This window comes from Streptomyces sp. NPDC044063, assembly GCF_056434285.1.
The window spans coordinates 1-15,639 of record NZ_JBWKFM010000045.1; the positions used below are offsets into that span (position 1 = coordinate 1).

A 15,639-nucleotide genomic window follows, 5' to 3' on the forward strand; every position below is an offset into this window, starting at 1 on the left:
ACCCCCCCCTCCCCCCCTCCCCTCCCCCCCCCCCCCTCCCCCCCCCCCCCTCCTCCCCCCCCCCCCCCCCCCCCCCCCCCCCCCCCCCCCCCCCCCCCGCGCCTGTTCGCGCGCCCTGACGTAGCGCCTCCTACGTCACGCGTCGTCAAGTGCTGCTCATCGCAAGCGGACTTGGTGTAAGCATTTTCCAGCGCCGCCCCGGCCAGTGGTGGCAGGCTGCGAGCAGGAGAGAGCAGCATGACGGAGCCGGAGGTGCGTCCCGTGGCGTCCAGTGTCAACCCCACCGTAAGGCGGCGCCGATTGGGGCAGGAGCTGCGCAAGCTCCGCGAGCTCAAGGGCATGACGGCCGAGGAGGTGGCCGAGCGGCTGCTGGTCTCGCAGTCGAAGATCAGTCGGCTGGAGAACGGCCGGCGCAGCATCAGCCAGCGGGACGTCCGCGATCTGTGCAGTGTGTACGGGGTCGAGGACCACCGCATCGTGGACTCCCTGATGCAGATGGCCAAGGAGTCGCGGCAGCAGGGCTGGTGGCACGCCTTCGGCGACATTCCCTACAGCGTCTATATCGGCCTGGAAACCGACGCCGCCTCCTTGCGGGTGTACGAGGCGTCGCTCGTTCCCGGTCTGCTGCAGACCCCGAATTACGCCAGCTCGGTGACCGAGGGTTCCTGGCCGGAGGCGACAGCGGCGGAAGTCGAGCGACGGGTGCAGGTGCGGATGCGGCGCCAGGAGCGCATCACCGATCCGGAGAACCCGTTGCGGCTGTGGGCGGTGATCGACGAGTCGGCGCTGCGCCGGATCGTGGGCAGCAACTCCATCATGCGCGAGCAGATGGAACATCTGGTGGAGTTCAGTCTCCAGCCGCACATCACGGTGCAGGTGCTGCCCTATTCCGTGGGACCTCATCCGGGCATGTACGGAAAATTCTCGATCCTTGAATTCCATGACCCGCAGGACGCCAGCACGGTCTATCTGGAGGGGATCACCAGCGACCTCTACCTGGAGAAGCCCAATGACGTCCAGGCGTACAGCGTGATGTACGAGCATTTGCGGATGCAGGCGCTCAATGCCGAGGACTCCCGGCGGTTCATGCTCCAAGTGGCCGAGGACTGGTCGGAGGCCGGTTCGGAGGCCCTGGAGGACTGAGAGCGGATTTCACCCGTCCGCTCGTGGGGGGCCGAACCGTACACCGCTCTCCGCACCGCGCGGAAGGGGTGAATGGAAATGCCATCCGGTCGGGTGATGAGCCCGTTCATCCGGTGATGTTGGCGCGTAACGTCGCTCGCGCCTCGGGAAACCGGCGGTCTGATCCACGCGATCAGGGCTCATCTGCACAGCTGTACCTCACATGGCATCGGAGCAACTCATGGCGATTCAGCAGGGAAAGACCACGTGGCGGAAGTCCTCCCACTCGCTGGCCCACGGCGACTGCGTGGAGGTGGCCTCTCCCGTGCGGCACTCCATCGCGGTGCGTGACTCGAAGGACCCCCAGCGCGCGGCCCTGTCCTTCTCCCCCGAGAACTGGTCCGCGTTCGTGGCGATCGTCGACGACCGTTCGCGCGCTCTCTGACCCGTCCGAGCCATCCGATACGGAAGAGTCAATTCCGTCCGGACGGCCCGCGTCACCCGTTCGGCGGATGAAGGGCCGGTCCCGGGACTCCCGGGACCGGCCCTTCGCGCCGTCGGCCTCCTCGGCCGGCCGTCAGCCCTTCTTGTAGGGGCGGACCGTAGCCATGATCTTGTCGATCTGCTCGGTCGACAGGGCGTCCGGGACGCCCTGGTCGGCGTAGAGGACCCAGCCGTGGAAGGTGCCGTCGGGCATCTTCTGGGCGATGCTCTTCACGATCGCCGTGGCCGGCACACAGGGGCTCGGGCGGTTGGCGACCGTCACCTTGGCGGTCGCGGTCCAGCCCTCCAGGCCGTTCTGCGTCCAGGCCTTCTCGTCGGTGATCTCGATCTTCGGCTTGTGCTCCTTGCCGCCGTAGGCGTAGAAGCCCCAGTTGCCCGCCCAGTTGCGGGCGTTCGTCTTGAGGTCGCCGTCCTTGCCGCCGCCCGTGGTGCCGACGGTGGCCAGCTGGCCCTTGCCCGCCTCGCCGACCGAGTCGGGGTTGGGGCTCGAGGCGCAGCCGCCCTCACGGAAGTTGGCGGTGCCGGTCATCACGACGGCCGGCTTGCCGTTCTCGGTGTAGGTCAGCGCGGTGCTCGTCGGGAACACCTTCCACTTGTCGCCCTTGCCCGGCACGTCGTACTGGAAGAAGTGCTCGGCGCGCGCCTGCGTCTGCCACCCGGCGACCATCGGCTGGGACGTGCCCGGGGCGCCCGACGAGGCACCGGCGTCGCCGCCCGACCCGCCCGGCGCGTCGGGCTTCTTGTCCTGACCGGCCGCGCCCGGCTCCTTGGGCGCCTCCTTGGCGTCGTCCGCCTTCTTGTCGTCACCGCCACCGACGAGGGCGTACGCGCCACCGCCGATCACGGCGAGCGCCACGACACCGCCGACGACGGCGAGCAGCGTCCTGTTCTTCTTCGGCGGCTGCGGCGCGGAGCCGCCACCGCCCGGCGGCATGCCGTACTGCGGCTGCTGGCCGGCGTACGGGGCCTGCGGCTGCTGGCCGGGGTGCGGGGCGCCGTGCGGCGGGGCCATACCGGGGCCGCCGTACGGCCCCTGACCCGGCACGGGCACCGGCACCTGGCCGGGGACGGGACCCTGGCCGGGGACGGGACCCTGGCCGGGCATGCCGTGGCCCTGGCCGGGCACGGGGCCCTGGCCGCCGACCGGGCCCGGCGGCGGGGGCGGGGGCGGCGGGACCGCGCCGCCGCCCCGGGACGGACCGGGCGGCGGGGGCACGGCGGGCTGGGAGATCATCGTCGGCTGCGCATGGCCGTCACCACCCGGAACACCGGGAGCACCAGGCGCTCCGGGCGCCCCCGGACCGCCCGGAGCACCCGGACCGCCCGGGCCCGGGGCCGGCGGCGGAGGCACGGCCGGCTGGGAAATCATGGTGGGCTGCGCATGCCCGGCACCTTCCGGACCCCACGTGGGCGCGGGTCCGAAGCCGCCCTGCGGGGGCTGGGGGTGCTGCGGCTGCTCGGGCTGCTGCGGGTGAGGGTTCTGGGGCCAAGACATGCGGGACACCCTATGCGCGGTCTGTCGCCGCCGGGTCGGCGGCAGGCGACAGAACCGCAACACTTGTACGAATCGGACGCGTCCTCAGTCGGCGTCCAGGACCGGCAGCAGCTCGGGCAGATGGCCGTCCGAGGTCACGGCCGCCTTCCGGCGCTCCTCCGGCACCGTCCCGTAGACCGTCGTGCGCGGCCGCGACGGACGGCCCGCCGCCTCCGCTATGGCCTCCAGGTCGCGGATGGAGCGGTACGAGCCGTACGAGGAGCCGGCCATGCGCGAGATGGTCTCCTCCATCAGCGTGCCGCCCAAATCGTTGGCGCCCGAGCGGAGCATCTCGGCCGCGCCCTCGGCACCCAGCTTCACCCAGCTCGTCTGGATGTTGGGGATGTGGGGGTGGAGGAGCACCCGGGCCATGGCCGTGACCGCGCGGTTGTCGCGCAGGGTCGGGCCGGGGCGGGAGATGCCGGCGAGGTAGACGGGCGCGTTGGTGTGGATGAAGGGCAGGGTGACGAACTCCGTGAAGCCGCCCGTCTCCTTCTGGATCTCGACCAGCGTCCGGAAGTGCCCCAGCCAGTGCCGGGGCTGGTCCACATGGCCGTACATCATCGTGGAGGACGAGCGGATGCCGAGCTCGTGCGCGGTCTTCACCACCTCGATCCAGGTGGCCGCGGGCAGCTTGCCCTTGGTGAGGACCCAGCGAACCTCGTCGTCCAGGATCTCGGCGGCGGTGCCGGGGATGGTGTCGAGTCCGGCCTCCTTGGCCGCGGTCAGCCACTCACGGATCGACAGCCCCGTGCGCGTCGCGCCGTTCACGATCTCCATCGGCGAGAAGGCGTGCACATGCATGTCCGGCACCCGCTCCTTCACCGCCCGCGCGATGTCGAAGTAGGCCGTGCCGGGCAGGTCGGGGTGGATGCCGCCCTGCATGCACACCTCGACGGCGCCCACGTCCCACGCCTGCTCGGCGCGGTCGGCGACCTGCGACAGCGAGAGGGTGTAGGCGTCGGCGTCGGTACGCCGCTGGGCGAACGCGCAGAAGCGGCAGCCGGTGTAGCAGACGTTGGTGAAGTTGATGTTGCGGGTGACGATGTAGGTGACGTCGTCGCCGACCGCCGCGCGCCGCAGGTCGTCGGCGACGCGGCAGAGGGCGTCCAGCGCCGGGCCGTCGGCGTGCAGCAGGGCGAGCGCCTGGGCGTCGGTGAGCCGGGTGGGGTCGTCGGCGGCCTGCCGCAGGGCCTCGCGGACGTCGGCGTCGATGCGCTCGGGCACCATGCCGGGCGCGGCGGCCTCGCGCAGCGCGTCCCAGTCGCCGTAGACGTCGTCGAAGTCGTCGCGGCGGTCGGACGTCCGGCCCTCGGTGTCGATGGCGCGGTGCAGGTCGGTGCGGCCCGAGGCGGTGAAGACTTCCTCGGGTTCCTGCCAGGGGAGGCCCTTGACCTCGGCGCTCTCATCGGCGAGGCCGGTCTCGGGGTCGGCCAGGGCGCGGACGTGCGGCATGATCCGCGGGTCCAGCCACGGCTCGCCGCGCTGGACGAACTCCGGGTAGACCGCGAGGCGTTCCTTGAGGCGGAAGCCGGCGGCGGCCGAGCGCTCGGCGAGCTCCTCGATCTGGGGCCAGGGGCGCTCGGGGTTCACGTGGTCGGGGGTGAGCGGGGAGACGCCGCCCCAGTCGTCGATGCCGGCGCCGATGAGCCGCGCGTATTCGTCGTCCACGAGGTTCGGCGGGGCCTGGAGGCAGCCGGAGGGGCCCATGATGTGCCGGGCGACGGCGACGGTGGCGACCAGGTCGTCGAGGGTCGCGTCCGGCATGCGGCGCATGGCCGTGTCCGACTTGGCGCGGAAGTTCTGGATGATGAGTTCCTGGATGCCGTGGTAGGCGCGGGCGACGCGGCGCAGCGCGAACAGCGACTCCGCGCGCTCTTCCGGCGTCTCCCCGATGCCGATCAGCAGTCCGCTGGTGAGCGGTACGGAGCTGCGGCCGGCGTCCTCCAGGTGGCGCAGCCGGACGGCGGGCTCCTTGTCGGGCGAGCCGTGGTGCGGCATGCCCGGCTCGCTCCACAGCCGCTCGGCGGTGGTCTCCAGCATCAGGCCCATGGAGGGCGAGACCGGCTTGAGGCGCTGGAAGTCGGTCCAGGTCATGACGCCCGGGTTGAGGTGGGGCAGCAGGCCCGTCTCCTCCAGGATGCGGATGGAGATGGCCCGGACGTAGGCGATGGTGTCGTCGTAGCCGTGGGCGTCCAGCCATTCGCGGGCCTCGGGCCAGCGGTCCTCGGGCTTGTCGCCGAGGGTGATCAGGGCTTCCTTGCAGCCGAGTTCGGCGCCGCGCCGGGCGATGGCCAGCACCTCGTCCGGGGACATGAACATGCCCTCGCCCGCGCGCCGCAGCTTGCCGGGGACGGTGGCGAAGGTGCAGTAGTGGCACTTGTCGCGGCAGAGGCGGGTGAGGGGGATGAAGACGCTCTTCGAGTACGTGATGACGCCGGGCCGGCCGGCGGCCTCCAGGCCCGCGTCACGCACCCGCGCGGCGGAGGCGCACAGGTCGTCGAGGTCGGCCCCGCGCGCCTGGAGCAGGACGGCGGCCTCGGCGACGTCGAGCGCGACACCGTCGCGGGCGCGCCTGAGGGCTCGCCGCATCGCGTTGGCGGTCGGTGCGGGTCGCTCGGCTCGCTGTGCGCTCGAAGTCATTGTCCGAGCATACGAGCGGGCGCTGACGCCGTAACGTACTGGATGCGTCGGTTCCGTGTGCCGCTCATCACGTTATACGGAGGCACCCTCCGGCAATGCGCGAGGCCCTCCTCCCGACCACCGCGGACCTCCCCTTCTAGAGGAACTCCGCGTGCGCGTCCAGCGCCCTGAGCACCTCGGCCTCGGGCGCCGACGGCAGCCCCACCACGACCTCCCTGACGCCCAGATCGGCATAGTGCGCGAGCTTGCCCGCCGACGGGTGCACGGCGTACGGCACCACCTCGGGCTCCCCCGCCCGGCCCGCCTCCGTCCACACCCGCCGCAGCTCCGGCAGCGCCTCGCCCAGTCCGCTGCCCCCGACCGGCATCCAGCCGTCCGCGTACTCCGCGACGTGCGCGAAGAGCTTCGGCCCTGCCGCCCCGCCGATCAGCGTCCGCGGTCCGGTCAGCGGCTCCACGCCCTTGCGCTCGCGCGGCGCCAGGCGGGGCTTGGGGTGCGCCCAGCTGGCCTCCACCGAGCCGAAGTCGCCCGCGAACGCCGTCGGTTCCGCCGCCCACAGCGCCCGCATCAGCGCCATCCGGTCCCGCACCAGCGCCCGGCGCGTCTCCCAGTCCACCCCGTGGTCCGTGCCCTCCTCCACGTTCCAGCCGTAGCCGATGCCCAGCGTGAACCGGCCACCGCTGAGGTGGTCCAGCGAGGCCGCCTGCTTGGCCAGAACGATCGGGTCCTGCTGCGCCACCAGCGCCACGCCCGTCCCGATCTCGATCCGGTGCGTCACGGCCGCCGCCTGCGCCAGCGCCACGAACGGGTCCAGCGCCCGCCCGTACTCGCGCGGCAGCGGATCACCCGCCGGCGCCGGTGTCACCCGGCTCACCGGGATGTGGGTGTGCTGCGGCAGGTAGAGACCGGCGAAACCGCGCTGCTCCAGCTCATGGGCGAGCCGGACCGGAGTGATCGTCTCATCGGTCAGAAAAGTCGTGGTGGCGATGCGCATGCCGGGCACCCCTGTCGTCGCGTGTGACCCACGGTAAGCCCTCACGGGCCGAAACGGCCCGGAAGGACGAACAGCTGACACACAACTGGCCCACACGCCACACCCTCCGCGACACTGCGGCCATGCGCCGCCGCGACGTACTGAGGCTGACGGCTGTCGCCGGAGCCGCCAACGTGCCTACGCTCGGGAGCGTGAGCCCCGCCCACGCCGACGGACCCGCCCGCACCACGGGCGAGGAGACCCGCAGACTCACCGGCCGGCTCCCGGCCGGCGCCCCCGACTTCGTCCACCTCCCCGTGGACGTCCCGCCCGGCGTGCGCGAGCTCGCCGTCTCCTACACCTACGACCGCCCCACCGTGCCCCCCGGCACCCAGGGCAACGCCTGCGACATCGGCGTCTTCGACGAACGCGGCACCGCGCTCGGCGGCCCCGGCTTCCGCGGCTGGTCCGGCGGCGCGCGCACCGAGTTCACCATCTCCGCCGACCACGCCACCCCCGGCTACCTCCCCGGCCCCGTCCGCCCCGGCACCTGGCACATCGCCCTCGGCCCCTACACCGTGGCCCCCCAGGGCCTGGCCTACGAGGTGACGGTCACCCTGCGGTACGGGACGGCCGGCACCACCCCGCGACCGGTGTACCCGCCGCGCCGGGCCCGGGGCCGGGGCCGTGCCTGGTACCGGGGCGACAACCACCTCCACAGCGTCCACTCCGACGGCCGCCGCACCCCCGCCGAGATCGCCGCCGCCGCCCGCGCCGCCGGCCTGGACTGGATCACCACCACCGAGCACAACACGACCTCGTCGCACGCGGCGTGGGACGGCCTCTGGGGCGACGACCTGCTCATCCTCACCGGCGAGGAGGTCACCACCCGCAACGGCCACGTCCTCGCCCTCGGCACCGACCCCGGCGCCTTCATCGACTGGCGCTACCGCGCCCGCGACGGCGTCTTCCCCCGCTTCGCCCGCGCGATCCACCGAGCGGGCGGGCTGGTCGTCCCCGCCCACCCGTACGGCGGCTGCGTCGGCTGCAACTGGAAGTTCGGCTACGAGGACGCCGACGTCGTCGAGGTCTGGAACAACACCTGGACCCCCGACGACGAGGCGGCCGTCGCCACCTGGGACGCGATGCTCGTCGCCGCCACCCGAACCGGCGGCCGCTGGCTGCCCGCCATGGGCAACAGCGACGCCCACCGCGAACCCCAGACCGTCGGCCTCCCCCAGACCGTCGTCCTCGCCGACGACCTCTCCCGCCCCGCCCTCCTCGCGGGCCTACGGGCAGGCCACAGCTGGATCGCCGAGTCCAGGGCCGTCGACCTGACCTTCGCGCTCACCGGCGCGCGCGGCGCCCACGCCGGCATCGGCGACCGCCTCCCACCCGGCACCGGGCCGGTGGACGCCACGCTGACGGTCCGCGGGGCGGCGGACTGCACGGCGTCGTTCATCACCGACCAGGGCGTCCTCTTCACGGCCCCCGTCCCCGCGGACGGCCGGCTGACCTGGCGCACCACCCGCGACCAGGCCGCGTACGTACGGGCGGAGGTCCGCCGCGCCTCGGGCCAGATGGTGGCGCTGACGAACCCGGTCTTCCTCCCCCCAGGAATGTCCGACTCTTGACGAACATGTGTCCTGCCGGGCACTTCGCCGCCCCGAGTACGGGCCCTAGCCTGGCAGTTCGTCACCGACCGAGCATTGGGGGACCCCCATGCGCAACGTCAGGACCCGACCCGCCCTCCGCCGCGCCGGCGCCGTGGCCGCCGCGGCGGCGGCCATCGCCCTCGGACTCGCGGCCCCGGCCCAGGCCCAGGCCCAGGCCGACAACCCCGGCCCGATCCCGCCACTGACGGCGAACGAGCGGACGCTGCTCAACTCCAGCGTCCCCAAGACCGTCGCACTCGACCCGGCCACCGGCAGAATCCTGTCGGTCAAGGAAGGCATACGCCCCACCGAGCAGACCATCGGCAACCACAACATCTGCAACTCCGGCGACGGCTGCTACTACAGCGGCCGCATCCCCTACGCCCACCAGGGCTTCTACGGCTCCGCCGGCACGATCCGGGGCAACTGGCCGTACCGCAGCGGCTACGACACCGGCAACTACACGGCCCTCGCCTGCTGGACCCAGGCCTGCACCGAGCGACCCCTGCCGCCCCACACGTACGCGGGCTTCGGCGGCACACTGGTGACCGGCACGGCGTTCCGCATCTACTGAGCCACCCGGTGGGCGGCCTGAGCCGCCCACCGGACCGCCGCGACAGCACACGTGCAGCCGGGCTGCGCCGCGAACAGCGGCGCGTAGCCCTTCCGCGTACCGGCGGACATCCGCGCGGACGGCATCGCAGGCGGCCCACCGGTGTGCGCGAGCCGCGGCGGGGGCGGCGGCGGGGGCACCGGATGGCGCCGCGACGGCTGCGCCTGCGCTTGGGCGACGCACCGCCGCCACCGAAGCCGGCCCCTCACGCCTCCTCCCCCTGCCGCAGCCGCCGCTCGTGCCCGAGCAACTCCTCGGCGGCCCGCCCCAGACTCCGCGCGTACGTGATCGCCGACGCGTACCCGTCCCCGGGCCCCAGCCCGACCCGATGCCGCGCCTCCACGACGGCGGCGAACGCGGGCCGCCGACGCGCGTCGTTAACGGGCAGCGCCCGAGCGGCGACCTCGACGTCGTAGGCCTTCTCGTAGACGAAGGCCCGCAGCCGAACGGAAACGCTCCGCACCCGGCTGGCCGTCGGCAACCAGGCGTCACCGGCGGCGGTTTCCCGGATCACGTCCTCGATGGACAGAACGGCGAGCGGAGCGGGCGACCGGGGCGGCCCGCTGTACGCGGTGTGGGGGAAGAAGGGCATGGCGGCTCCCTTGGAGCGGGGGGTGGAAATGCCGGGCGGCTGTCGCCGACGGCCGAATTCAACGCTCCCGTAGGGAGAACTTGGGTCGCAAGCGAGCCCACAAAAGGGGTGAGAAATTGGAATATGCCAGACCAGAGCATCGCCGCCACACGCCCCAACACAGCCTGTAAGACTGCCAACACGTCGAGCTTGACCATCAACAGGAGCTCGCCGAGACACAACAGGGCCGCGCCGAAGGGGTACAGGGGCGCGACGACGGGTACTGCACCGGAAGGGCTCAACAGTGGCTGCACGACGTGGTCCAACGTTCCGCCGGAGGGAGCTGGGCAAAGAGCTCCGGCGGCTGCGGGAGAAGAAGGGGTACAGCACCAAGGCGGCAGCGGAAGCCATCGAGAGCTCCGAGTCGAAGCTCAACAGAGTCGAGTCGGGCCACAACCAACTGCCGCGCGTCCGTGATCTGGAAGACCTGCTCGAGCTGTACGGCGTCACCGACCGAAACGACCGCGAACACCTGCTGATGCTGCACCGAGACTCGCTCAGCGCGGACTGGTACCGGCCGTACCAGAACTTCATGCCGTCCGGACAAACGCTGTACGTGGGCTTGGAGTCCGACGCCCGCGCGATGCGCGCTTGGCACTCGCAGCTCGTGTTCGGCCTCCTGCAGACCGAGGCCTACGCGCGAGCGCTGTTCAATACAGCGAAGCCGGTCGAGGAACGAACGACCGAGTTCGTAGAGGAATCCGTGGCGGTCCGCATGAAGCGCAAGGAGTCCGTCTTCGGAGGCGACCCAGTGGAACTGCGCGTGGTCCTGGACGAAGCGGCCCTTCGGCGTGTGATCGGCGGTCCGGACGTCATGCGTGAGCAGTACGACGCGATCGCGAAGGCAGCTGAGCTCGATCACGTGACGATCCAGATCCTTCCGCTCAGCCTGCCCACGTACCGGGCCAGCGCGAACTTCGTCATCCTGGACTTCGAATCCGGCCTCGATCCGGTGGTCATGGAGGACAGCCCGTCCGTCATGACCGTCTCCGACAAGCGGCGTGAAGTCTGGAAGCACGCGCGCATGTTCGACGCCTTGCGAGAAGGCGCGCTGGCGCCTGCCAACACGGCTGATTTTCTGCAACGACTGGGAAGTGAGATCGATGACTGCTAGCACCCGCCCCACGGCCCTCGAAGTGGCTGCCGAGAACGCCTGGTACAAGTCCTCGTACAGCGGCGAGAACGGCGGAGGAGGCTGCGTCTCGATCGCGCCGCTCACTCACCGCGTCGGGGTACGCGACTCGAAGCGCAGGAACGGGCCCGCGTTCGTCGTACCAGTCACCGCGTGGGGCGCGTTCGTCCAGGGCGTCCGCACCCCCGGAGGGGCGATCAATGGCGTCTGATGGGACCGCCTGGGTCGCATCGTCCTACAGCAACGCCGGGCAGAACTGCGTCGAAGTCGCCGGCCTGGGGGCCGCGCACCCCGTGATCGGGGTGCGCGACTCGAAGCGCAAGACCGGCCCCACCTTCGTCGTCCCCACCGCGGCCTGGACCGCATTCATCCGGGAGGTCCAGGCGGCGAACCGCCTGGACTGAACCAGCGGCGCGCCCCCGTGCGCCGGTATGCGACCGGCGTGCACAGCGCAGCGTCCGGGTACCACCGAGGAATCGCGCGAGCGCACGGGGGAAGCGATGAAGCCGGGTGACATGCTGGACGGACGGTACCGACTCGTCGACACGCTCGGGGAGGGCGGGTTCGGGGTCGTTTGGAAGGCCTTCGACGAGCGCATGCTGCGCCATGTCGCCGTCAAGGTCCTGTCCGGCGCGGGGCCCGGCTCCGAGAAGGCCGCGGTGCGGTTCTGGCAGGAAGCCATCACCTCCGGGGGCCTGTCGCATGCGCACATCGTCACGGTGCACGACTTCGGCCGGACGCGACTCAACGGCACTCAGCGCGACTTTCTGGTCATGGAGCTGCTCAAGGGACGCTCGCTGTCGCAGATCCTGGCGGCAGGGCCGCCGCCACCGCGGCAGGCCGCGATATGGGCCGGTCAGATAGGCGCGGCGTTGCGGGCCGCGCACGCGGTCGGGGTGATCCATCGGGACATCAAGCCGCAGAACGTCATGGTCGACGAGGAAGCCGGCACGCTCAAGGTGGTCGACTTCGGTATCGCGAAGAACAAGGCCCTGCGCTTGGACCTGACGACGCCGGGCGCGGTCATCGGGTCCGTGCACTACATGGCTCCCGAACGCGCTTCCAAAGGACCGGTGGACGCGCGCTCGGACCTGTACTCGCTGGGGTGCGTGTTCTACGAAATGCTCACCGGCAGGCCACCGTTCGGCGCCCCCGGCATGGAACCGCTCGCGGTACTCCGTTGCCACCTGCACGAACCACCGCCGACGCCCCGCGCCACCCACCCGGAGCTGCCTCAGGAGGCGGACCGGCTGGTCCTGGACCTTCTGGCGAAGGACCCCGGCATGCGTCCAGTCGACGCGGACACCGTGTGCGGACGCCTGACCGCTCTCGCCTTGATGTTCGAACAGCCGGGCGGGACTGTTGCCACAGGGGGCGCGTCGGGCAACAGTCCAGGGACGAACACGCTGCGTCGCCTGCAGGAGGCGGTACGGATCGGCGAGAAGGGGCAGGCCGACAGGGCCAGGAACCTCTTGCGCGGGGTGGTGTCCGACAGCACACGGATGCTCGGGCCGGTTCACCCGCACACGCTCACCGCACGCCTTCACCTCGCCAACTTCACAGGAGAGACGGGGCGGGTCGTAGAAGCCCGCGACCTGGCCGCCAGGCTGGTCGACAGTTGCCTTATAGCTCTCGGACCCCAGCACCCACTGACGCTGCGGGCGCGGATTCAGCACGCGGTCTCCAACAGCGACGCGCTGAGGCCCGACCTGGCACGGGCTCTGATCCCCTCAGTGGTCGACGACTGCACAGCGACACTCGGCCCGGATGCATCCGAGACGCTGGAAGCCCGGCTGTGCGACGCCGAGACCCTCAACTCGATGGGCGGCCACGCCCAGGCACGGGACGTGAGCGTCGCGCTGACGGGCCACTGTGCCCGCGTGCTGGGCCCCGGGCATCCGCTGACGCTGCGTACGCGCACGCTGCATGTGGAGGCCACTGACGATGCCGGTGAGGATGACCGGGCAAGGGATCTGTGCACGTCACTGGTGGCCGACTGCACGGCAGCTCTGGGGCCCGACGCACCCGTCACGTTGATGGCCCGTATGCATGAGGTGGGCCACACCCTCGTCCCCGATCCGGCCTACGCACTGGACATCAGTGGAGCACTGGCAGCCGACTGTGCACGTGTCACCGGACCCAACTCGGCCTACACGCTGCTCGCACGAGTAATGCAGATGGCGGCCATCGCCGCGTTCGGGGGGATGGCCGAGGCATTGAAACGGACGGAGGCCATGCTCGCCGACACCACGGCTGTCCATGGCCCCGACTCGCCTCTGACGCTGCTGTTCAGGAAGTGCCTTACCGACCTTGCGGGGGCCTCGGGAGACACCGCGCGTGCGCGAGACCTGGCGGAATCCCTCGCGGCGGACTCCCTGCGGGTGCTCGGGCCCGACGCCCCGTTCACCGCCCAGGCCCAGGCGAATCTGAGCGAGTGGAAGAAGGCTGCTCCCCGGGGCCTGCGGGAATGGTTCAAACAGCTCTGACGCGGCCGCCCACCATCGCGCAGCGCACACCAACCGGCCGACGCAGAAGACGGCATCGGGGTCCGTTCAGTGCGAGAGCCCGGTCAGGCCGTCCGATCGCGCCAGGCGTCGAGGACGGCCTGCACGGCGGCGGACGCCTGGCCCTGCTGGCTTCGGTCGGCCCACAGGTGGGCGTCGTGCTCGGTGAGCTCGACCGGCTGGCCGGTCTCGGTGACGGCGGCGGTGAAGTTGAACTGGCGGGTCTTGCGTCCGCTGCCGGAGCGGTAGTCGAAGTGGCCGAGGTAGTCGCCGACGGCGGCGACGGTGAGGCCGGTCTCCTCGGCGACCTCGCGCCGCAGGGCCTCGGTCAGGCCCTCGCCGTCATCGACGCCGCCGGAGGGCAGCTCCCACAGGCCGCCGAGGTAGTCGTCGGCCGGGCGGTGCAGCAGCAGTACCTTCCCGGCCCCGTCCGTGATGACGGCACCGACGACCGTCTTGTCGATGCCGTCACGTTCAGCGGCGCGGATGAGGCCTTCGAGGAGGGCGGTGTCGACGGTTGACGTCACAGCAGTCCTTGTGGTGGGCGGCGACTTTGACGATGGCCTGGGTGTAGGCGCCTGCGAGTGGCCAGCGTAGCCGGGCGACGGACTCACGGCCCGCGTCAGCGTCCTGACCTCATACCGGCCGACAGCTCCGCCTGACGACACCGCGCAGCGGACGTGCCCAAGGGCGCGGCCCCCTCTCCGCACCGCTCTGGCGTCACATGGCACCGCGCGGCACCATATGGCGCCACCCTGCGCCATCGCCACGTTTCCGCAGGTCAGGACGCCAAGCACCAAGCGGGGCCCACGATTGGCGCCACACCCTCTTGCGCATGGCGCCACCATGGTGCCATCATGACGTCATGGACCTCACCCCGTATGTCGACACCCTCCGCCGCGAACTGGCGGTGGCCGCCGAGGCCGGCGGCGATGACGCTCGTGAGCTGGCCGAGCGGCTCACCGCTCCTCTGGAGTCGGCGACGCGGCTGACCATGCTGAACGTGCTGTCCGCCGCCATGGACGAGATCACCCGTGACCTCGCGCCCGGCTCGGTCGACGTACGGCTGCGCGGGCTGGACCCGGACTTCGTGGTGACGCTGCCGCCCACCGACGCCGGCGCCCCCGCGGAGCCGGCCGCGCCCGTCGAGCCGCTGAAGGCCCCGGCCCCGGCCGACGGCGACGAGGGCGGCACCGCTCGCGTGAACCTGCGCCTGCCGGCCCACCTCAAGGCCCGCGCCGAGGAGGCCGCGGCCCGCGAGGGCCTGTCGGTCAACGCGTGGCTGGTGCGGGCCGTGTCAGCCGCGGTCGACGGCGGCGGCGCCCGGCCGCGTACGGCGGAGAGGCCCCGGACCGTCGGGCAGAGCATCACCGGCTGGGTGCGCTGAGCGCGCCCGGCCCGGCACCACCTCACCTCACACCACACACCACGTCCCACCAGGGGGGACGTTCCGCAGACCCAAGAGGACGGGACAGCCATGCCTTCTTTCGACACTCCCGAAGCGATCTCGGTCACCGCGCACGTCGACGCCGGTTCCATCCGGTTCACCGCGGCCGACCGCCTCGACACGGTCGTCGAGGTGCGGCCCCGCGACCCGAAGAAGGACCGTGACGTGCGGGCCGCCGAACAGACCGAGATCACGTACGCGAGCGGCGTACTGACCGTCAGGACGCCCAAGCTGCGCAATTCGCTCCGCCGCCCCGGCACGGTCGACGTGGAGATCGAGCTGCCCACGGGCTCGGACATCGACATGACGGGCGCCTGGGCCCAGGTGCTCGGCGAGGGGCGGCTCGGCGAGGCCCGGGTGAAGACCTCGTCCGGTGACGTCCGCCTCGACTCGACCGGCCCGCTGCACCTGAAGGCCTCGCACGGCTCGATCACCGTGGACCACGTCAAGGGCGCGGCCGAGATCACCACCAGCACCGGCAGCCTGCGCGTCGGCTTCCTCGACGGACCCGCCGTCCTGAAGAACTCGCACGGCACCACGATCGTCGGCGCCGCGACCGGCGAGCTGCGCGTACGCAACGCCAACGGCGACATCGACATCCGGCGCGCCGGGGGCTCGGTCACCGCCACCACCGCCCACGGCACCGTGCGGGTGGGCGAAGCGACGCGCGGCACCGTCCAGCTGGAGACCTCCTACGGCGCCATCGAGATCGGCATCCGTAACGGCACGGCCGCCTGGCTCGACGTCAGCTCGGACAACGGCCAGGTGCGCAACATGCTGACCGCGTCCGAGGCCCCGGAGGGCACCGAGGAGACCGTCGAGGTCCGCGCCCGCACCCGCTACGGCAACATCGACATCCTCCGCGCCAAGGCCTGAGCTCC

Annotated in this window: 15 protein-coding genes; 10 read left to right on the forward strand and 5 right to left on the reverse strand. The window is 71.6% G+C overall.

What is annotated here, in order from left to right; translation table 11 throughout:
- The first annotated feature begins 261 nt into the window (after positions 1-261).
- Together AC07BS_RS33170 and AC07BS_RS33175 are read left to right on the forward strand one after the other, a co-directional pair.
- Entirely contained in the window at positions 262-1,143 is an 882-nt protein-coding gene (locus AC07BS_RS33170; RefSeq protein ID WP_478647305.1) for a helix-turn-helix domain-containing protein, read from the forward strand.
- Between the two features lie 220 nt (positions 1,144-1,363).
- Positions 1,364-1,567 carry a DUF397 domain-containing protein gene (locus AC07BS_RS33175; RefSeq protein WP_478646886.1) on the forward strand — a complete coding sequence of 68 codons (204 nt, stop codon included), beginning with the start codon at positions 1,364-1,366 and terminating at the stop codon, positions 1,565-1,567.
- Positions 1,568-1,699: 132 nt separating this feature from the next.
- Here the strand turns inward: AC07BS_RS33175 and AC07BS_RS33180 are convergent, their stop codons facing one another.
- From AC07BS_RS33180 to AC07BS_RS33190, 3 genes are all read right to left on the reverse strand, one after another.
- Complete coding sequence (locus AC07BS_RS33180; protein ID WP_478935347.1) at positions 1,700-2,860, reverse strand: DUF8017 domain-containing protein; 1,161 nt, start codon at positions 2,858-2,860, stop codon at positions 1,700-1,702.
- Between the two features lie 345 nt (positions 2,861-3,205).
- A complete protein-coding gene (locus tag AC07BS_RS33185) occupies positions 3,206-5,803 on the reverse strand; it encodes a bifunctional FO biosynthesis protein CofGH (protein WP_478935348.1) in 2,598 nt (865 codons plus the stop codon).
- A 136-nt stretch (positions 5,804-5,939) separates the two neighbouring features.
- Positions 5,940-6,797, reverse strand: a complete 858-nt coding sequence (locus AC07BS_RS33190) for a TIGR03619 family F420-dependent LLM class oxidoreductase (protein ID WP_478646894.1) — start codon at positions 6,795-6,797, stop codon at positions 5,940-5,942.
- A 122-nt stretch (positions 6,798-6,919) separates the two neighbouring features.
- Here AC07BS_RS33190 and AC07BS_RS33195 point away from each other — a divergent pair, with 122 nt between their 5' ends.
- Positions 6,920-8,410: a CehA/McbA family metallohydrolase gene (locus AC07BS_RS33195; protein WP_478646897.1), complete on the forward strand. Its 1,491-nt coding sequence runs from the start codon at positions 6,920-6,922 to the stop codon at positions 8,408-8,410.
- A gap of 88 nt (positions 8,411-8,498) precedes the next feature.
- On the forward strand, positions 8,499-9,005 hold the full coding sequence (locus AC07BS_RS33200; RefSeq protein WP_478646900.1) for a hypothetical protein: 507 nt from the start codon (positions 8,499-8,501) through the stop codon (positions 9,003-9,005).
- Positions 9,006-9,249: 244 nt separating this feature from the next.
- Here the strand turns inward: AC07BS_RS33200 and AC07BS_RS33205 are convergent, their stop codons facing one another.
- Complete coding sequence (locus tag AC07BS_RS33205; protein ID WP_478646903.1) at positions 9,250-9,636, reverse strand: DUF6415 family natural product biosynthesis protein; 387 nt, start codon at positions 9,634-9,636, stop codon at positions 9,250-9,252.
- 283 nt (positions 9,637-9,919) lie between these two features.
- Here AC07BS_RS33205 and AC07BS_RS33210 point away from each other — a divergent pair, with 283 nt between their 5' ends.
- The 4 genes from AC07BS_RS33210 to AC07BS_RS33225 all read left to right on the forward strand — a co-directional run bounded on the left by AC07BS_RS33210 (position 9,920) and on the right by AC07BS_RS33225 (position 13,293).
- Positions 9,920-10,789, forward strand: coding sequence for a helix-turn-helix domain-containing protein (locus tag AC07BS_RS33210; protein WP_478935349.1), 870 nt, complete (start codon positions 9,920-9,922; stop codon positions 10,787-10,789).
- Positions 10,779-11,018: a DUF397 domain-containing protein gene (locus AC07BS_RS33215; RefSeq protein WP_478935351.1), complete on the forward strand. Its 240-nt coding sequence runs from the start codon at positions 10,779-10,781 to the stop codon at positions 11,016-11,018. Before AC07BS_RS33210 ends, AC07BS_RS33215 begins: the two co-directional genes overlap by 11 nt.
- Positions 11,008-11,211 (forward strand): DUF397 domain-containing protein, encoded by a 204-nt coding sequence (locus AC07BS_RS33220; protein ID WP_478935353.1) that lies wholly within the window; start codon positions 11,008-11,010, stop codon positions 11,209-11,211. Before AC07BS_RS33215 ends, AC07BS_RS33220 begins: the two co-directional genes overlap by 11 nt.
- Before the next feature lie 96 nt (positions 11,212-11,307).
- Positions 11,308-13,293, forward strand: coding sequence for a serine/threonine-protein kinase (locus AC07BS_RS33225; RefSeq protein WP_478646913.1), 1,986 nt, complete (start codon positions 11,308-11,310; stop codon positions 13,291-13,293).
- Between the two features lie 83 nt (positions 13,294-13,376).
- Here AC07BS_RS33225 and AC07BS_RS33230 read toward each other — a convergent pair whose 3' ends face one another.
- Positions 13,377-13,838, reverse strand: coding sequence for an NUDIX hydrolase (locus tag AC07BS_RS33230; RefSeq protein WP_478935354.1), 462 nt, complete (start codon positions 13,836-13,838; stop codon positions 13,377-13,379).
- 338 nt (positions 13,839-14,176) lie between these two features.
- On the opposite strand from AC07BS_RS33230, the gene AC07BS_RS33235 reads away from it, so the two are divergent.
- Together AC07BS_RS33235 and AC07BS_RS33240 are read left to right on the forward strand one after the other, a co-directional pair.
- Positions 14,177-14,698 carry a toxin-antitoxin system HicB family antitoxin gene (locus AC07BS_RS33235; protein ID WP_478935355.1) on the forward strand — a complete coding sequence of 174 codons (522 nt, stop codon included), beginning with the start codon at positions 14,177-14,179 and terminating at the stop codon, positions 14,696-14,698.
- Positions 14,699-14,788: 90 nt separating this feature from the next.
- Positions 14,789-15,634: a DUF4097 family beta strand repeat-containing protein gene (locus tag AC07BS_RS33240; RefSeq protein WP_478935356.1), complete on the forward strand. Its 846-nt coding sequence runs from the start codon at positions 14,789-14,791 to the stop codon at positions 15,632-15,634.
- Positions 15,635-15,639 lie beyond the last annotated feature (5 nt).